17 protein-coding genes are annotated in these 16,450 nt (G+C 70.6%); 3 read left to right on the forward strand and 14 right to left on the reverse strand.

Annotation, left to right across the window (positions count from 1 at the left end; translation table 11 throughout):
- Nucleotides 1-63: 63 nt before the first annotated feature.
- Nucleotides 64-1,299, reverse strand: coding sequence for a bifunctional phosphopantothenoylcysteine decarboxylase/phosphopantothenate--cysteine ligase CoaBC (gene coaBC, locus ACFC1K_RS19240; RefSeq protein ID WP_375872838.1), 1,236 nt, complete (start codon nt 1,297-1,299; stop codon nt 64-66).
- A gap of 70 nt (nt 1,300-1,369) precedes the next feature.
- Between coaBC and ACFC1K_RS19245 the strand changes: the two genes are divergently transcribed.
- Nucleotides 1,370-2,086, forward strand: a complete 717-nt coding sequence (locus tag ACFC1K_RS19245; protein WP_375872839.1) for an NRDE family protein — start codon at nt 1,370-1,372, stop codon at nt 2,084-2,086.
- A 48-nt stretch (nt 2,087-2,134) separates the two neighbouring features.
- Complete coding sequence (locus ACFC1K_RS19250; RefSeq protein WP_375872840.1) at nt 2,135-2,896, forward strand: hypothetical protein; 762 nt, start codon at nt 2,135-2,137, stop codon at nt 2,894-2,896.
- Between the two features lie 75 nt (nt 2,897-2,971).
- Here the strand turns inward: ACFC1K_RS19250 and ACFC1K_RS19255 are convergent, their stop codons facing one another.
- From ACFC1K_RS19255 to ACFC1K_RS19305, 11 genes are all read right to left on the reverse strand, one after another.
- Nucleotides 2,972-3,835: an aldehyde dehydrogenase family protein gene (locus tag ACFC1K_RS19255; protein ID WP_375872841.1), complete on the reverse strand. Its 864-nt coding sequence runs from the start codon at nt 3,833-3,835 to the stop codon at nt 2,972-2,974.
- A complete protein-coding gene (locus tag ACFC1K_RS19260) occupies nt 3,832-5,328 on the reverse strand; it encodes an aldehyde dehydrogenase family protein (RefSeq protein ID WP_310289742.1) in 1,497 nt (498 codons plus the stop codon). Before ACFC1K_RS19260 ends, ACFC1K_RS19255 begins: the two co-directional genes overlap by 4 nt.
- Nucleotides 5,329-5,342: 14 nt before the next feature.
- The gene (deoC, locus tag ACFC1K_RS19265; protein WP_375872842.1) at nt 5,343-6,350 is read right to left on the reverse strand and encodes a deoxyribose-phosphate aldolase; all 1,008 of its coding nucleotides are present in this window, start codon (nt 6,348-6,350) and stop codon (nt 5,343-5,345) included.
- Between the two features lie 53 nt (nt 6,351-6,403).
- The gene (locus tag ACFC1K_RS19270; protein WP_375872843.1) at nt 6,404-7,348 is read right to left on the reverse strand and encodes a sugar-binding transcriptional regulator; all 945 of its coding nucleotides are present in this window, start codon (nt 7,346-7,348) and stop codon (nt 6,404-6,406) included.
- 95 nt (nt 7,349-7,443) lie between these two features.
- Nucleotides 7,444-7,836, reverse strand: a complete 393-nt coding sequence (locus ACFC1K_RS19275) for a hypothetical protein (RefSeq protein WP_310289739.1) — start codon at nt 7,834-7,836, stop codon at nt 7,444-7,446.
- An 84-nt stretch (nt 7,837-7,920) separates the two neighbouring features.
- Nucleotides 7,921-8,892, reverse strand: a complete 972-nt coding sequence (locus ACFC1K_RS19280; RefSeq protein WP_310289738.1) for a bifunctional riboflavin kinase/FAD synthetase — start codon at nt 8,890-8,892, stop codon at nt 7,921-7,923.
- Complete coding sequence (locus ACFC1K_RS19285) at nt 8,889-9,308, reverse strand: hypothetical protein (RefSeq protein WP_310290070.1); 420 nt, start codon at nt 9,306-9,308, stop codon at nt 8,889-8,891. Before ACFC1K_RS19285 ends, ACFC1K_RS19280 begins: the two co-directional genes overlap by 4 nt.
- Before the next feature lie 68 nt (nt 9,309-9,376).
- The gene (locus ACFC1K_RS19290; RefSeq protein ID WP_375872844.1) at nt 9,377-9,745 is read right to left on the reverse strand and encodes a hypothetical protein; all 369 of its coding nucleotides are present in this window, start codon (nt 9,743-9,745) and stop codon (nt 9,377-9,379) included.
- Nucleotides 9,742-10,629 (reverse strand): tRNA pseudouridine(55) synthase TruB, encoded by an 888-nt coding sequence (truB, locus tag ACFC1K_RS19295; RefSeq protein WP_375872845.1) that lies wholly within the window; start codon nt 10,627-10,629, stop codon nt 9,742-9,744. The genes ACFC1K_RS19290 and truB overlap by 4 nt, the downstream gene beginning before the upstream one ends.
- Nucleotides 10,629-11,309, reverse strand: a complete 681-nt coding sequence (locus ACFC1K_RS19300) for a uridine kinase (protein WP_375872846.1) — start codon at nt 11,307-11,309, stop codon at nt 10,629-10,631. The genes truB and ACFC1K_RS19300 overlap by 1 nt, the downstream gene beginning before the upstream one ends.
- Before the next feature lie 43 nt (nt 11,310-11,352).
- Entirely contained in the window at nt 11,353-11,994 is a 642-nt protein-coding gene (locus tag ACFC1K_RS19305; RefSeq protein ID WP_375872847.1) for a hypothetical protein, read from the reverse strand.
- 124 nt (nt 11,995-12,118) lie between these two features.
- Here ACFC1K_RS19305 and ACFC1K_RS19310 point away from each other — a divergent pair, with 124 nt between their 5' ends.
- Nucleotides 12,119-12,985: an A/G-specific adenine glycosylase gene (locus tag ACFC1K_RS19310; protein ID WP_375872848.1), complete on the forward strand. Its 867-nt coding sequence runs from the start codon at nt 12,119-12,121 to the stop codon at nt 12,983-12,985.
- 75 nt (nt 12,986-13,060) lie between these two features.
- On the opposite strand, the gene rbfA is transcribed toward ACFC1K_RS19310, so the two are convergent.
- Together rbfA and infB are read right to left on the reverse strand one after the other, a co-directional pair.
- On the reverse strand, nt 13,061-13,495 hold the full coding sequence (rbfA, locus tag ACFC1K_RS19315) for a 30S ribosome-binding factor RbfA (RefSeq protein WP_056370212.1): 435 nt from the start codon (nt 13,493-13,495) through the stop codon (nt 13,061-13,063).
- 66 nt (nt 13,496-13,561) lie between these two features.
- Nucleotides 13,562-16,384 carry a translation initiation factor IF-2 gene (infB, locus tag ACFC1K_RS19320; RefSeq protein WP_375872849.1) on the reverse strand — a complete coding sequence of 941 codons (2,823 nt, stop codon included), beginning with the start codon at nt 16,382-16,384 and terminating at the stop codon, nt 13,562-13,564.
- Between the last annotated feature and the right edge of the window lie 66 nt (nt 16,385-16,450).

Here is a 16,450-nt window from a genome sequence, read left to right on the forward strand (position 1 = left end):
GGTCGTACCCCACGTCGTCGTCGACGTGGTGCGGACCACTCTACATGCGCCGTTACTTATTCGTTACTTTGTTTTGGCTTGGCTTTCGCGCACCATGCGGACCGCGTCCCAGAGGGCTTCGGCGACGTCTTCTTTGCTCCCTCGCCGGGCACCGATGACCTCGCCGTCGGCGCTGATGATCGTGACGGCGTTGTCGGCGGCCTCGAATCCCTTCGACCAGCCCACCTCGTTCACCGCGAGCAGATCGGCCCCCTTGCGCGCCGCCTTGCGCCGCCCTCGGTCGAGGAGGGTCTCGCCGTCGCCCGGCGTCTCGGCCGCGAATCCGACGATCGTCTGCCCCTCGTGCCGACCCCGGACGAGTCCCGCAAGGATGTCGTCGTTCTCAATGAGGTCGAGCGTGATGCCGCCGACCGGAGCCGACTCCTTGGAACGCTTGAGCGGCGACACCTCGGCCACGCGGTAGTCGGCGACGGCGGCCGCCATCACGATGACATCGGCCGCTCCAGCCTCCGCCGCGACGGCCTCGCCGAGCTCCGCCGCGGTGCCCGCGCGCACGACCCGCAGACCGGGCCGAGCGGATGCCGCGGCCAGCACGCCGTCGTCCACGTGGGCGGCGACGAGCACGACGTCGGCCCCGCGCTCCGCGGCGGAGAGGGCGACGGCGACGCCCTGCCGTCCGCTGGAGCGGTTGCCGATGTAGCGGACGGGATCGATCGGCTCGCGGGTGCCACCGGCGCTCACGACGACGCGCAGTCCGCGCAGGTCGCCGGCGCCGCCCTCGGCCGCGGCGAGCGCGGCTTCGACGATGACCTCGGGCTCCGACATCCGTCCCGGTCCGCTGTCGCCGCCGGTGAGCTCACCGTCCGCCGGGCCGACCACGATGACGCCGCGCTCGCGCAGCACCGCCATGTTGTGGGCCGTCGAGGGGTGTCGCCACATCTCGGTGTGCATCGCGGGCGCCACGACGACCGGTGCCGTGGTGGCGAGTAGGGTCGTTCCCAGGAGGTCGTCCGCGAGCCCCGCGGTCATCTTCGCCAGGGTGTTCGCCGTCGCGGGCGCCACGATCACGAGGTCAGCCGCCTGGCCGAGCGCGACGTGACGAACCCGTGCGACGTCGTCGTGGACGGAGGTCGTCACGGGGTGACGGCTGATCGCCTCCCAGGTCGGCATCCCCACGAAGCGCAGCGCGTCCTCCGTGGGGACGACGTGGACCTCGTGCCCGTCCTTGACGAGCAGGCGCACGAGCTGAACCGTCTTGTAGGCGGCGATGCCACCGGTGACCCCGACCACGACGAACACCCTCCGATCTTGGCACGACTGCCCGAACACCCGGCCCACCCGCCGTACGACCCACCCGAGGAGCGCCGAAATGTGCACCGTCGTGATCCGCGTCCCCGAGTCGCCGGAAGAGCCCACGCGCGTGCTCGCGATCCGCGACGAGGATCCCGAACGGCCGTGGAACCCGCTCGGCCGCTGGTGGCCCGAGGCGCACGACGGCGTCGTCGGCGTGCGCGATGCACGCGCGGGCGGCGCCTGGCTCGCGGCCGATCCGGCGGCCGGCCGCCTCGCGGTGCTCCTCAACCGCGCCGACGAGTCGACGCGCCCCGAATCCGAGCTCGTGTCGCGCGGCGGCATCGTGCTCGACGCGGTCGCGGGCCGCTCCCCCGCCGGCGAGCCCGCGACGCACGGCTTCAATCTCGTCGAGGTCGACGGCGCGCACGCGCGCGTGCTCACGTGGGACGGCGTCGCCCTCCGCACGACGGAACTGGAACCCGGCACGCACATGATCGCGCACGATGACGTCGACGACAGCGGCACACCCCGGATCGCCCGGTGGCTGGGCGAGTTCCAGTCGACGGCGCCTGCCGTGGACGGACGATGGTGGATGCCGTGGGTCGACGTCCTCGAGCGCTCGGCCGAGCTCGCGCCCACCGACGACGGCGCGATCATCCGCGACAACCGCCCGCTCGGCTACCCGACGCTGTCGCTCCTGGCGTGCGTGGCCTCGGTGTCGCAGGGCGACGTCGACGTGCACTACGGCGAGCTGACGCATCCCGGTGAGTGGGGCGGCCTCGAGCTTCGCTGAAGCCCGAACTCTGGCTTTGGGACACCCAGTCCCATTACATTGGTCCGGATGAACCTCGCCGCCAAGATCACGACGGGCGTCGCCGTACTCGTCGTCGGCGGCCTCGTCGCCCTCGCCGTCCCGACCGTCTCGGCCGCGTACGCAGAGGTGTCATCCTGGGCGATCTTCCAGCCGACCGAGGAGCCGACCGTCGAGCCTCCGTCCGACGAGGACGACCCGATCGGGCAGAAGATGATCGAGGAGCTGGGCGACGGCTACGTGTACGTCGGCAACGGCACCGCGATCCCAAAGGACAGTCCTGCCGGGTGCAAGAACCCGGCGTGGATCCACCTCGGCGGAATGAGCGCCAGCCTGAGCGGAGACCTGGTGGACCGGGGCGCACGCGACCTCGCCGCAGGCACCGCCGGCCTGGACAACGACGGCAGGGTCTTGACCTACACTGTCGAGCCCGGTGACGCGCTGTACGCGATCGGTGATCGATTCTGCATCGCGAACGCGCTCACCATCGCGACCCTCAACCACACCCGCACCATCCAGCCCGGCGAGGTGCTGCTGCTCCACCCGGACGGCTCCATCCCGTGGATTCCGTACTTCAACCCCGCCGGGGCGCCTGCCGGCTACCAGCAGATCCCGTACCAGCTCGCGATCGAAGCGATGAGCAGTGCGGCCCAGGCGGGCGACCTCCAGGCCATGCGCGCGATCTTCACGGACCGCCTGTCCGGCCTGTTCCCCAATCCCGCCCACGCCGACCTCATCAAACAGGCGCTCGACGTCGGCGACATCGAAGTGCTGCGCCAGATGTTCGTGTAGCCCACGAAACGCCGAAGGCCCCGCCTCCTCCGCCAGGGAGGGAAGCGGGGCCTTTCGCAGTCGTCGCCTGATCGCTCAGACGAGGCTCTTCGGGTGCCAGACGGTCTTGGTCTCGGTGAACGCGCTGATGCGAGCGAGGCTCGGGGCCGCAGCATCCTCCCCGTTCTCGGGAGGGAGCACGCGCGTCAGCGTCTCGGCCGCGGCGATCTGGAGGTCGATCCAGTCGAGGTCGCCGGCGCCGACGAGGTCGAGCGCGTGCACGTCGGGGTGCGACGCGAGCCACGGGGCGATCTCGGCCGGCGACCCGGTGAGCACGTTGACGACTCCGCCGGGCACGTCACTGGTCGCGAGCACCTCGGCGAGCGAGATCGCCGAGAGGGGATACCGCTGCGACGCGACGACGACGACCGAGTTGCCGGTGACGAGCGCCGGCGCGATGGCCGACACCAGGCCGACGAGCGCGGTGTCCTGCGGGGCGATGACGCCCACGACCCCGGTGGGCTCGGGCACCGAGATGTTGAAGTACGGACCGGCGACGGGGTTGCCGTTGCCGGCGACCTGACCGAACTTGTCGCACCAGCCGGCGTACCAGACCCAGCGGTCGATCGACTCGTCGACCTCGACGCCGGCGACCGCGGCGGAGACGCCCGTCTGCTGCACGATCTCGTCGACGAACTGGGCGCGACGGCCCTCGAGGATCTCGGCGACGCGGTACAGCACCTGGCCACGGTTGTACGCCGTGGCGCCCGACCAGCCCTTGACGGCGCCGCGGGCCGAGACGACGGCATCGCGGGCGTCCTTGCGGGAGGCCAGCGCGGCGTTCGCGAGGAAGTCGCCCTTCGGTGTGGCGACCTCGTAGGTGCGGCCCGACTCGCTGCGCGGGAAGGCGCCGCCGATGTAGAGCTTGTACGTCTTGGGAACGGTCAGTCGCTTGCTCATGCCGAGACCTCCTTCTTCGAACGGCCGGCTTCGACGCGCCGCGCGGCATCGCCGGCCGAGGCTCCCTTGAGGTACGCGGCGAGGCCGTGACGGCCGCCCTCGCGGCCGTAGCCGGACTCCTTGTAACCGCCGAACGGCGACGACGGGTCGAACCGGTTGAACGTGTTCGCCCACACGACGCCCGCCCGCAGCTTGTCGGCGACGGCGAGGATGCGCGACCCCTTCTCGGTCCAGACTCCCGCTGACAGGCCGTACGGTGTGTTGTTCGCCTTCGCGATCGCTTCGTCGGGCGTACGGAAGGTCAGGACCGACAGCACGGGACCGAAGATCTCGTCGCGCGCGATGCGGTGGCTCGACTGGACGTTCGTGAAGATGGTCGGCGCGAACCAGAATCCCTTGTCGGGGATCACGCAATCGGCCGTCCAGCGCTCAGCGCCCTCCTCGTCGCCGATCCGCGAAAGCTCGCGCACGCGATTGAGCTGCTCGAGCGAGTTGATCGCTCCGATGTCGGTGTTCTTGTCGAGCGGGTCACCGAGGCGCAGCGTCGACAGGCGCGCCTTGAGCCGGTCGACGACCTCGTCGTGAATCGACTCCTGGACCACCAGGCGGCTGCCCGCGCAGCACACCTGACCCTGATTGAAGAAGATCCCCGTCACGATGCCGTCGATGGCCTGCTCGATCGGGGCGTCCTCGAAGATGATGTTCGCGGCCTTGCCGCCGAGCTCGAGCGTCACCTTCTTGTCGGTGCCGGCGACGGCCTTGGCGATCTCCCGGCCGACGGCGGTGGATCCCGTGAAGGCCACCTTGTCGATGTCGGGATGCCGCACCAGCGCCGCCCCGGTCGCACCGGCGCCCGTCACGATGTTGACGACGCCCGGCGGAAGATCGGCCTGCTGCAGGATCTCGGCGAACAGGAGCGCGGTGAGCGGCGTCGTCTCGGCGGGCTTGAGCACGACCGTGTTGCCGGCCGCGAGCGCCGGGGCGATCTTCCACGCGAGCATCAGCAGCGGGAAGTTCCAGGGGATCACCTGGCCGGCGACGCCGAGCGGCTTCGGGTCGGAACCCAGGCCGGCGTAGTCGAGCTTGTCCGCCCAGCCGGCGTAGTAGAAGAACCAGGCGGCCACCAGCGGCACGTCGACGTCGCGGCTCTCCTTGATCGGCTTTCCGTTGTCGAGGCTCTCAGCGACGGCGAGCTCGCGTGCCCGCTCTTGGACGAGGCGCGCGATGCGGAACAGGTACTTGCCGCGGTCGCGGCCGCTCATCTTCGACCACGTCTTGTCGTAGGCGCGGCGCGCGGCGGCGACGGCGGCGTCGACATCCGCTTCGTTCGCCGTGGCGATGGTGGCGATGTGCTTCTCGTCGGCGGGCGAGATCGTGACGAACGACTCGCCCGATCCTGCGCGGAAGTCGCCGTCGATGAACAGCCCGTACTCATCGCGCAGATTCAGGATGGCGCGGGACTCGGGCGCCGGTGCGTACTCGAGGAAACTCATGTCTTCTTCCCGGTTCAGTCGATGGTTACGTAGTCGGCGCCGGAGTAGTGCCCGGTCTTCAGCTTCTGACGCTGCAGGAGCACGTCGTTGAGGAGACTGGATGCCCCGTACCGGAACAGGTGCGGCTGCAGCCATTCCTCGCCCGCGATCTCGGCGACGGTGACGAGGTACTTGATGGCGTCCTTCGAGGTGCGGATGCCGCCGGCCGGCTTCACGCCGACCTTCTCGCCGGTGGCACGGTGCCAGTCGCGCACGACCTCGAGCATGAGGAGGGTCGTCGGCAGCGTCGCCGCCGGCTGCACCTTGCCCGTCGACGTCTTGATGAAGTCGCCGCCGGCGAGGATCGCCAGCCACGACGCGCGCTTGATGTTGTCGTAGGTGGTGAGCTCGCCGGTCTCGAGGATCACCTTGAGCGACGCGTACGTGCCGTCGGCACGACGGCACGCCTGCTTCACGCGGGCGATCTGGTCGAACACGAGGCCGTAGCGACCCGCGAGGAATGCCCCGCGGTCGATGACCATGTCGATCTCGTCCGCGCCGTGTGCGACGGCATCTGCGGTGTCGGCGAGCTTGATGTCCAGCGACGCGCGACCGCTCGGGAACGCTGTCGCGACCGCGGCCACGCTCACTCCGCCGTCGTCGGGGTCGCCGTGCGCGGCGCCCAGCGCCTCGACGGCATAAGGCACCATGTCGCCGTACACGCAGACCGCGGCCACGCGCGGGCACGTCGGGTCGGAGGCATCCGGATTCAGCGCCTTCGCGACGAGCGAGCGCACCTTGCCGGGCGTGTCGGCGCCTTCGAGCGTGGTGAGGTCGATGAGCTCGATGATCTTGTCGAGCGCCCACGCCTTCGACGTCGTCTTGATGGAGCGGGTGCCCAGGTCGGCGGCGCGCTGCTCGAGGCCGACGGCGTCGACGCCCGGGAGTCCGTGGAGGTAGCGCCGCAGTGTCGTGTCGTCGGGCTGCCCGCCGAGCAGCTCGACGGCCCTCTCGGGCAGCGTCACGATGGAGGTGCCTGACATGTCATGACCTGGCTTTCATTGGGGTTCGAGAGATGGGATGCTGTCGCCGAAGTTCACCCGTCGAGCAGGTGCTGCGCGGTGGATTCGTCGGTGACGAGCACGGTGCACAGCCCGGACGCCACGACTGCGGAAGCGATCGCCCGCTTGGGCGCGCCCGCGATCGCGGCGATCGCGATGTCGGCACGCCGCAGATCATCGAGCGAGAGGCCGACCGTGCGAGCATCGAGATCGGCGTCGACGATGCGTCCGCCGGCGTCGATGTACCGCCCGACGACGTCGCCGACGGCGCCTGCTGCGACGAGTCGATCGATGTCGGCGGTCGTGAGGTAGCCGCTGTCGACGTGGACGGAGCCGTGGTCGGCGGCGCCCGCGCTGAACAGGTACGCGTTCGCCGAGCGCGCGGCGTCGAGCACTCTGGCCACGACGCGGTCGGCCTCGATCGCCTCCTTCGTCGCCCGCTGCTCGAGGATCGCAGGACTCGGCAGCAGCGCTGCCGTGCCCCCGCCCTTCTGAGCGATGCTGACCGCGGTGGCCGCCGCGGTGCCGGGACGCTGACTCATGCTGACGCCGCCGTTGATCTGCACGACGTCGGTGGCCTGCGACCAGCCGTCGCGCAGGTGGTGTGCGATGTCGGAGAGGGTGCGCCCCCAGCTGACACCGAGCACGCGCGGGCTCGGGCGGAGACCTGCGAGGTGGTCGGCGGCCGCCTGCGCCACACGCTGCTGGAGCTCATCCTCGCTGCGGACGCCCGCGCGCGAGACCACGACGGCGTCGGCGAGGCCGCGCTCGTCGCGGAGGCGACGCTCCAGCTGTGGACGGCGCGCGCGGGAGTGGAGGATCTCGATACGGACGAAACCCTCTTCCTTCGCCTGGGTGAGCAGGCGCCCGACCTTCCAGCGCGTGATCTGGAGATTGCGGCCGATCTCCTCCTGCGTGAGGTTCTCCTCGTAGTAGAGCTCGGCAGCGCGGATCGAGAGAAGTTCGTCGACGGCGTCCACGATCCTCCTTCCGTCGTCTCCTCCAGGCTGACACAGACCGCGGGCGGGCGCCAACATCTGAACAGACTTTGCTCACATGAGCATCGTGCTCCGGATCAGGAGGCGGGACGGATGCCTCCACCGCCAGTCGCCGCCGGCGGCGAGGCGGTGACCTTCGCGTGCCGCAGCAACACGAAGACACCGATGCCCACGACCACGATGAACGCGATCGACAGCGTCGTGAACGCGAACCAGTTGTCATCGAGCGCCAGCACGATGGCCGCCGACACGACCGCGATCGCGGCCGCGATGAGCTTCGACGCGAACTTCATGCCGATGCCCGGTGTCAGCCGCCCCGCCGGCGAGTCACCGCGCGCGAGGATGAGATCCGCGAACGCGTCGAGGGTCGCCAGCAACGATGCGGAGTACGCGACCGCGCACCCCAGCGCACCCCACAGGTTGACGGAATCGGCGGCATCGGCGGCCGCCAGCAGGTCCAGCGCGTGCACGCCTCGATCGTAGGGGCGAGCGGGTGCGCCGGTCTACGGGTCGAGGATGGTGCCGACGAACGGACGGATGCCGCGGCCGGCGCGTCAGGTCAGTTGGCGCCGCACGCGCACGATGTCGTCGCTCATCTGCTTGATGAGCGGCTCGATCCCCTCGAACGCGACCATGCCGCGGATCCGCGACACGAACTCGATCTCGACGACATGTCCGTACAGGTCGAGGTCGGTCTCGTCGAGCACGTACGCCTCGACCTGGCGGACCGTCACATCGTCGAAGGTGGGGTTCGTTCCGATGCTGATCGCCGCCGGGTACCGCACGCTGCTGCGCGGTTCGGATGCTCCGTCCCGAGGCATCCCCTCGTCCACCAGCCAGCCGGCGTAGACGCCCTCGGCGGGTACGAAGCCCTCGAGGTCGGCCGAGAGGTTCGCGGTCGGGAAGCCCAGCTCGCGTCCGCGTTTGAGTCCGTGGACGACTTCCCCGCGCACGGAGTGAGGGCGGCCGAGCAGGCGCGTCGCGCCGCCGACGTCGCCGGCGTCGAGCAGCTCCCGCACCCAGGTCGACGAGACGCGGCGGCCGGCGTCGATGGCGCGCACGTCGTCGACGACGTCCACCTCGAAGCCGAACTCAGGGCCGAGTTCGCGCAGCAGCTCGGGGTTTCCGGCGCCGCCGCGGCCGAATCGGAAGTCCGCGCCGACCATCACGATCCGCACGCCGAGCGCGCCGACGAGCACGTGCTCGACGAACTCCCGCGCGCCGAGGTCGGCGAGTGCCCGATCGAAGGTGAGCATGAGCGTCGCGTCGACGCCCGCGTCCGCCAGCAGGCGGAGCTTCTGCTCCACGCCCACCAGGCTGTCGGGGCAGATCTCGGGGCGCAGGAGCGCCAGCGGGTTGCGGTCGAACGTCACCGCGACGACGCGCGCACCGGAGGCCGCAGCATCCACCCGCGCGCGGTCGATGACCGCGCGATGCCCCGAGTGCACGCCATCGAACTTGCCGATCGCGACGACGGAGGGGCCGAAGCCCGCGGGCACCTCGCTCGGATCGCGGAAGACGATCACGATGCGACCGCCGCGGGTGCGGGGGTCTGCGCCGCGGCCGCGGGGTGGTGCGTCGCGAGCCACCAGATGCCGAGGAACGGCAGCACGAGCGGGACGAAAAGGTAGCCCATGCCGAACCACGACCACACCGTCGGGTGGGCGAAGAGCTCCGGCATGACGAGGCTCAGCGTTCCGATGACCAGCACTCCGACGAGCTCGAACACGATCGCCACCCACGCCACGACGTACCAGCCGCGGCGGCCGGCGAAGACCAGTGCGAGCGTCGCGACGATGTAGACGACCGCGGAGAGCGCCGACAGCGTGTAGGCGACCGGTGCCTCGTCGAAACGCTCGACGATCTGCACGAAGGACCGACCGGTGGCGCCGAGAGCCATGATCGCGTAGACGATCACGAGCACGCGGCCGATGCCGGTCATGCGGGGGCGAGCGGGAGTGGTCGACATAACCAGACGAGTTTAGTTCTTGTCGCCGGGGCCGCGGCTTCTCAGGCCACCTGGACGGTCCAGATGACGTACATGCGCCACACCATGACCGCGATCGACAGTGCGGCGATGCCCATGATCACCGTGCTCCAGCGGCTGCGCTCGAGGAGCGCCCACGCGACCGCGGCGAACGGCAGCAGCACCGCCGAGATGAGATAGACCCAGAACTCGAGCAGGCTCCCCGACGGCGGATTGCCCGCGAGCGGCGCGACGATCGCGATCACGACCTGCACCAGCAGCAGCAGTTCGACGAGCGCCAGCGAGCCGACCGTCCAGTCGCTCGGGCGACGACCCGCGAGGCCGGCGATCACGCAGAACAGCCCGGCTGCGACGGCGACGGCGACCTGCGCGATCGTGAACCACAGGATCATCGGGCGGCCTCCTCGGGCATGTTCATCGCGCTCTTCACGTCGGCGCCGCGGCGCTCGACGATGCCGACCAGCACGCCGTCCGGATCGATCGCGGCGGTCGGATCGGCGGGCAGGCGCTCTGCGGCGCCCAGCAGTCGCTTGCCGTGGCGGAGGTCGCGCGCCTCATCCGCGGTGACGTCGAACCTGCCGAGAACGGCGGTGGCCGCGGCCGCGGGGCCGAGCAGCCGCGCGTCGGCCATCGCGTCGACGGCGGCCGCCTCCGCGATGTCGAACGGGCCGATGCGGGTGCGCCGCAGCGCAGTGAGGTGACCGCCGGCACCGAGTGCCGCGCCGAGGTCGCGCGCGAGCGAGCGGATGTAGGTGCCGCTCGAGCAGTCGACGACCACGTCGAGGTCGACGGCGCCGCCGGACCGCCGCTCTGCGAGGATGTCGAACCGCGACACGGTGACCTCGCGGGCCTTGAGCTGCACGTCCTCCCCCGCCCGCGCGAGGTCGTAGGCGCGGCGCCCGTCGACCTTGATCGCCGAGTAGGTGCTGGGGACCTGCGAGATGCGGCCGGTCAGTGCGGCGATTCCGACGGCGATCTCGGCGGAGTCGAGGGACGAGGCATCCGTCGTCGACACCGTCTGACCCTCGGCGTCGTCGGTGTCGGTCGCGACACCGAGCCGGATGGTCGCTTCGTAGGTCTTGTCGAGCCCGACCACGAAGGTCAGCAGTCTCGTCGCGCCCTCGACGCCGAGGACGAGCAGGCCCGTCGCCATCGGGTCGAGCGTGCCGGCATGGCCGATCTTGCGCGTGCCGAGTGCGCGTCGCGAGCGAGCGACGACGTCGTGCGAGGTGATGCCGCCGGGCTTGTCGACCAGCAGGATTCCGGGTGCCGCCATCAGCTGCGCCCGACGATCCGGGGGTGTGCGAGGTCGGCGTTGTCGACGATGACGGATGCTGCGTCCCGCGGGCGTGCCTCGTTCAGGTAGATCTCCTGTCCCTGCCGGTAACGTGCGTTGGAGGGGGCATCGGGGTCGGGATCGGAGTCGTCACGGAGCGCCATGCGGGCGTAGGCGACGTCGAAGGAGACATCGAGCCAGACCGACCAGTCCCACAGGTCCCGCAGCTCGGGGCGGTGGAGGAAGATGCCGTCGACCACGAGCACCGCGTCGAGCGGGGCGGTCACCCACTGCGATTCGACGGGTGCGTCGCGCGCCACGTCGAACGCGGTCAGCTGGAACCCGGTGGTCCCGGCGGTCTGCGCGCCGTCGCGGAACGGGTCGACGAGCACGCGGCGGAACGTGGCGTAGTCGTACGAGTCCCGGTAGAAGCCCTCCGGGCTGCGCCGCCCGCGCAGATACCGCTCGGCGCGAGGGCGGTGGAAGCCGTCGATCCCCGCACGGAACACGGCGTCGCCGGTCTCGGCGAACACCTCGGCGAGGCCGTCGGCGAACACCGTCTTGCCCGCGCCGTCGAGCCCGTCGATCGCCACGATCACGCGGCCGGCGGGGTAGCGCCGCCGCACACGGTCGCGCAGCTCGCGCCACAGCGTCGTTGTCGGTGTGACGGGCAGGCGCATGGTTCCAGCCTACGGCGCGCGGGGTCACGGCCCCGCCCCGGGGTCAGCCGCAGAACTCCCAGAGGACCTGATCCCATGTGGTCGCGCCGACGGTGACGATCTCCTCAGGGACTCCGCCGTCCTGGTACGGGGATGGGTCGGTCGGGTACATGACATCGGACCGGAATCCGAAAAAGAGGTTTCCGCTGCGCAGGTAGGGCAGGTTTCGGTAGACCACGACTGCGTCCGGGTAGGCGGCGATCACATCGGCCGTCGTGGAGCCGACGCGGATCCCCTCAACGGTGCGTGGTCCGTCAGGATCGCCCGTCATCACGACGAACAGCTTGTCGTCCCGCTCTGCGATCCAGACCTCGCCCTGCCAGATAGCGGGGTCGAACTCGCGAAAGTACGCATATCCGCATGCGTCTTCGAAACCGGAGGCCACCGCCAACGAATCGGCGAACGGCATTCCCAGCTGGTAGGGGCCGACCGCATCGTTCGTGAGAAGCCACGTGGATGGATCGTCGGGATCCGACCCTGCGGGTTGGCCCGGCGCGAGCGACAGGGTGGGCGTGGGAGTGGGCGTCGGCGAAGCTGTCGCCGCGGGAGCTGGCGTCGTCTCGGAGGCCGCGTCCTGGGGCACCGCACAGGCTGCGAGAACAGCTGCGACAAGCAGCAGGGCGATCGTGGATGCCGACCGGCGCATATGACTCCTCGGATTCGTCTGAATGAACAATAGGGGCGACAGGTGGATCCCGGCCTGCCGTGGGCGCGATCGTCATCGTCCCGTGATGAACTGCGGCGGCGCTGCCGCGCCTACGCTGGAAGGCATGCCCGACCTCGCTGCTCCCCTGGTCGAGTGGTACCGCCAGAACGCGCGCGACCTGCCGTGGCGCCGGCCCGGATTCGGGGCGTGGGGCGTGCTTGTGAGCGAGTTCATGCTGCAGCAGACGCCGGTGAACCGCGTCATCCCCCATCTCGAGGCGTGGCTCACGCGATGGCCGACGCCGAGCGATCTGGCGGCAGCCGCCCCCGCGGACGCGGTGCGACAGTGGGCGAACCTCGGCTACCCACGGCGGGCGCTGTGGCTGCAGCGCGCGGCCGTCGAGATCCGCGACCGGCACGACGGGGTCGTCCCGCGCGACGTCGACGCGCTGCTCGCGCTCACCGGCATCGGCGACTACACCGCTCGGGCCGTGGCGGTCTTCGCATACGGCGACCGGCATCCCGTCGTCGACACGAACACGCGGAGGGTGCTCGCCCGCGCCATCGACGGCAGGTCGCAGCCCGGTCCGCCGTCGCGCCGCGACCTCGCGGCGATGGAGGCGATCCTGCCTGCGGACCGCACGACGGCCGCCGTCGTGAACGCGGCGGCGATGGAGCTCGGCGCGACGGTCTGCATCGCGCGCGTCCCGCGCTGCGAAGCGTGTCCCCTCAGCGACCGGTGCGCCTGGCTCGCCGCCGGCCGGCCCGACACGGGCGACGAGCGACGCAAGCAGGCACGGTACGAAGGCAGCGACCGGCAGGCGCGCGGCGCGGTGCTGAAGACGCTGAGGGATGCTGCGACCCACGCGGTGCCGCTCGCCGACGTCGTGCCGGACTGGCCTGACGCGCTGCAGCGCGACCGCGCCATCGACTCGCTCATCGGGGACGGGCTCGCCGAGGCATCCGACGGGATGCTGCGCCTCCCCCTCTGACCGAATCTGCCCGGGTACGCGGAACGCCGCGACCGATCACGTCGGTCGCGGCGTTCCGCGTGCGTTGTGGTGCGCTTACTCGTCGTCGTCGAGTTCGCGCGGCTTGAGGTACGGGTCGGCGTCGCCGGCGTACGTGGCCGAGGCCGCAAGGCCCGCGACCGCGGCATCCCGCTCCTGCGCCTCACGGAGCAGGTCGGCGATGTGCCCGGCGTTCTCGGGGATCGCGTCGGGGATGAACTCGAGCGACGGGGTGAGGCGCACATTGAGGTGCTTGCCCACCTCGGAGCGCAGCATCCCGGTCGCCGCCTTGAGGGCCTTGGCGGAATCCTCGCGCTCCTCGGCGGAGCCGAGCACGGTGTAGAACACCGACGCGTGCTGCAGGTCACCCGTGACGCGCACGTCGGTGATGGTGACGAAGCCCAGGCGCGGGTCGCGCAGACCCTTCTCGAGCCTCTCGGCCAGGATCACGCGGATGCGGTCGCCTAGACGGGCCTGACGTTCCGAAGACATGATGATGCTCCTTTCGAAGCGTGAGGGACGCCCTGACGGATCAGGACGCCCCTCACGCTGCGCTACTTACGCGCGGGGCTTCTCGACCATCTCGGTGGTCTCGATCTCGTCGCCCACCTGGATGTCGTTGTACTTGCCGAGGCCGATACCGCACTCGAAGTCCGTGCGGACCTCGGTGACGTCGTCCTTGAAGCGACGCAGCGACTCGATGGCCAGGCCATCGGCGAGGACCACGCCGTCTCGGATGACGCGCGCCTTTGCGTTGCGCGTGATCGTGCCCGAGCGGACGATGACACCGGCGATGTTGCCGAACTTCGAGGAGCGGAACACCTCGCGGATCTCGGCGACACCCGACTGGACCTCTTCGTACTCCGGCTTGAGCAGGCCCTTGAGCGACTGCTCGACGTCGTCGATCGCGTTGTAGATGACCGAGTAGAACCGGACATCCACACCCTCACGGGCGGCGCGCTCGCGCGCCTTCGTGTCGGGACGGACGTTGAAGCCGATGACGATCGCGTTGTCGATCGTCGCGAGGTTGATGTCGGACTCGGTGATCGCACCGACACCGCGGTGGATGATCCGAAGCTGGACGGAGTCGTCGACCTCGATCTTGAGCAGCGACTCCTCGAGCGCCTCGACGGCACCCGACACGTCACCCTTGATGATGAGGTTGAGCGACTCGACCTTGCCCTCTTCGAGAGCGCGGGTGAAGTCCTCGAGCGAGATGCGCTTGCGGGCCTTGGCCAGCTGGGCGTTGCGCTCGGCCGCTTCACGCTTCTCGGCGATCTGGCGGGCCGTGCGGTCCTCCTCGGTCACGATGAACGTGTCGCCGGCTCGCGGCACCGAGTTGAGACCCTGCACCTGCACCGGACGCGACGGGTAGGCCTCGAGGACCGGGTCGCCGTTCTCGTCCGCCATGGCACGGACGCGGCCGTAAGCCGTGCCCGCGACGATCGCGTCGCCGACGCGCAGCGTTCCGGACTGGATGAGCACCGTGGCGACCGAACCGCGACCCTTGTCGAGCTTGGCCTCGATCGCGACACCGCGCGCGTCCTTGTTCGGGTTGGCCGTGAGGTCCAGGCCCGCGTCAGCCGTGAGCAGCACCGCGTCGAGGAGCTCCTGGATGCCGGTGCCCTGACGAGCCGACACATCCACGAACATGACGTCGCCGCCGTACTCCTCTGCGACCAGGCCGTACTCGGTGAGCTGCTGACGCACCTTGGCCGGGTTGGCGTCGGGCTTGTCGACCTTGTTCACCGCGACCACGATCGGGACGTTCGCCGCCTGCGCGTGGTTCAGGGCCTCGACCGTCTGCGGCATGATGCCGTCGTCGGCCGCGACCACGAGGATCGCGAGGTCGGTCACCTGCGCACCACGGGCACGCATGGCGGTGAACGCCTCGTGACCCGGGGTGTCGATGAAGGTGATCGCACGCTCGATGCCCTCGTGCTCGGTCCAGACCTGGTACGCACCGATGTGCTGCGTGATGCCGCCGGCCTCGCCCGCGACCACGTTGGTCTGGCGGATGGCGTCGAGCAGTCGCGTCTTACCGTGGTCGACGTGACCCATGACGGTCACGACCGGAGGCCGGATCTCGAGGTCTTCCTCGTTCTCCGCCTCCAGCTCGGCCTCGAGGTCGAGACCGAAGCCCTCGAGGAGCTCCTTGTCTTCGTCCTCGGGCGAGACCATCTGGATCTTGTAGCCGAGCTCGGCGCCGAGCACCTCGAACGTCGCCTCGTCCAGCGACTCGGTGGCCGTGGCCATCTCGCCGAGGTTGAAGAGGATCGTCACGAGCGTGCCGGGCTGCACGGTGTAGCCGCGCAGGGCCTCGAGCTTGTCGGCGAAGTCGGCGATCGATGCGCCGCGGCGCAGGCGGATGATCTCGCCGTTGCCCTTCGAGACGTTGACGCCGCCGACGATCGGCGCCGACCGCATCTCGAACTCTTGGCGCTTCGCCCGACGCGACTTGCGCTGCTTCGACTTGCCGCCGCCCTTGCCGAAGGCACCTGCGGTACCACCGCCGGGACCACGGCCACGACCGCCGCCACCGCCGGGACGACCGGCGAAGCCGCCGGGTGCACCCGTACCGGGCGCGCCGCCGGGACGCTGGAAGCCGCCGCCGGCACCGCCGGGACGACCGGGGCCGCCGGGACGCTGCTGGAACGGAGCGCCGGGACGACCGCCGCCACCGGGGCGACCCGCACCACCCGGACGCGGAGCGCCGGGGCGGGGGGCACCCGGGCGCGGAGCCTGGGGACGCGGGATGTTGCCGGGGCTCGGACGCTGGCCCATGCCCTGCGCCGAAGCGAAGGGGTTGTTGCCCGGACGCGGGCCGGCGGGACGCTGGCCCATGCCTTGCGAGGACGCGAAGGGGTTGTTGCCGGGGCGCGGGGTGCCACCCGGACGCGGCGGCTGGGGAGTCGCGGCGGCGGGGCCCGGCTTGGGGGCGCCGGGCGCGGCCGGAGCCTCCGGAGCCTTGGCGGCGGGAGCCGCCTTGGCGGCCGGTGCGGCGGGAGCCGGTGCCGCGGGGGCCTTCGCGGCGGGAGCCGCCGGGGCGGCCTCGGCCGGAGCGGCCTTCGCGGCCGGAGCCGCGGGGGCAGCCGGAGCGGCCGGGCGCGCCGGACCGGGCTTCGCGGCCGGGCCGGGGCGACCGGCGGGTGCGCCGGGCTTCGCCGCCGGCGCGCCGGGAGCCGCAGCCGCGGGCTTCGCCGCAGCGGGCGCCGCGTCAGCGGACTTGGCCGCACCGTCGGCTTCGAGTGCCGCGCGCAGCTTGCGCGCGACGGGGGGTTCGATGGTGGACGAGGGGCTCTTGACGTATTCGCCGAGCGCCTTCAGCTTCTCGAGGGCGACCTTGCTGTCGACTCCGAGCTCGGAAGCAATCTCGTGCACGCGTGGTTTGCCAGCCACAATTCTCCTGTCTAGGGCCTACCCAGACAGGGCAGACCGTTATCGGCG

Source organism: Microbacterium sp. NPDC056057 (genome assembly GCF_042266945.1).
Classification (GTDB): Bacteria; Actinomycetota; Actinomycetes; order Actinomycetales; family Microbacteriaceae; genus Microbacterium; species Microbacterium trichothecenolyticum_C.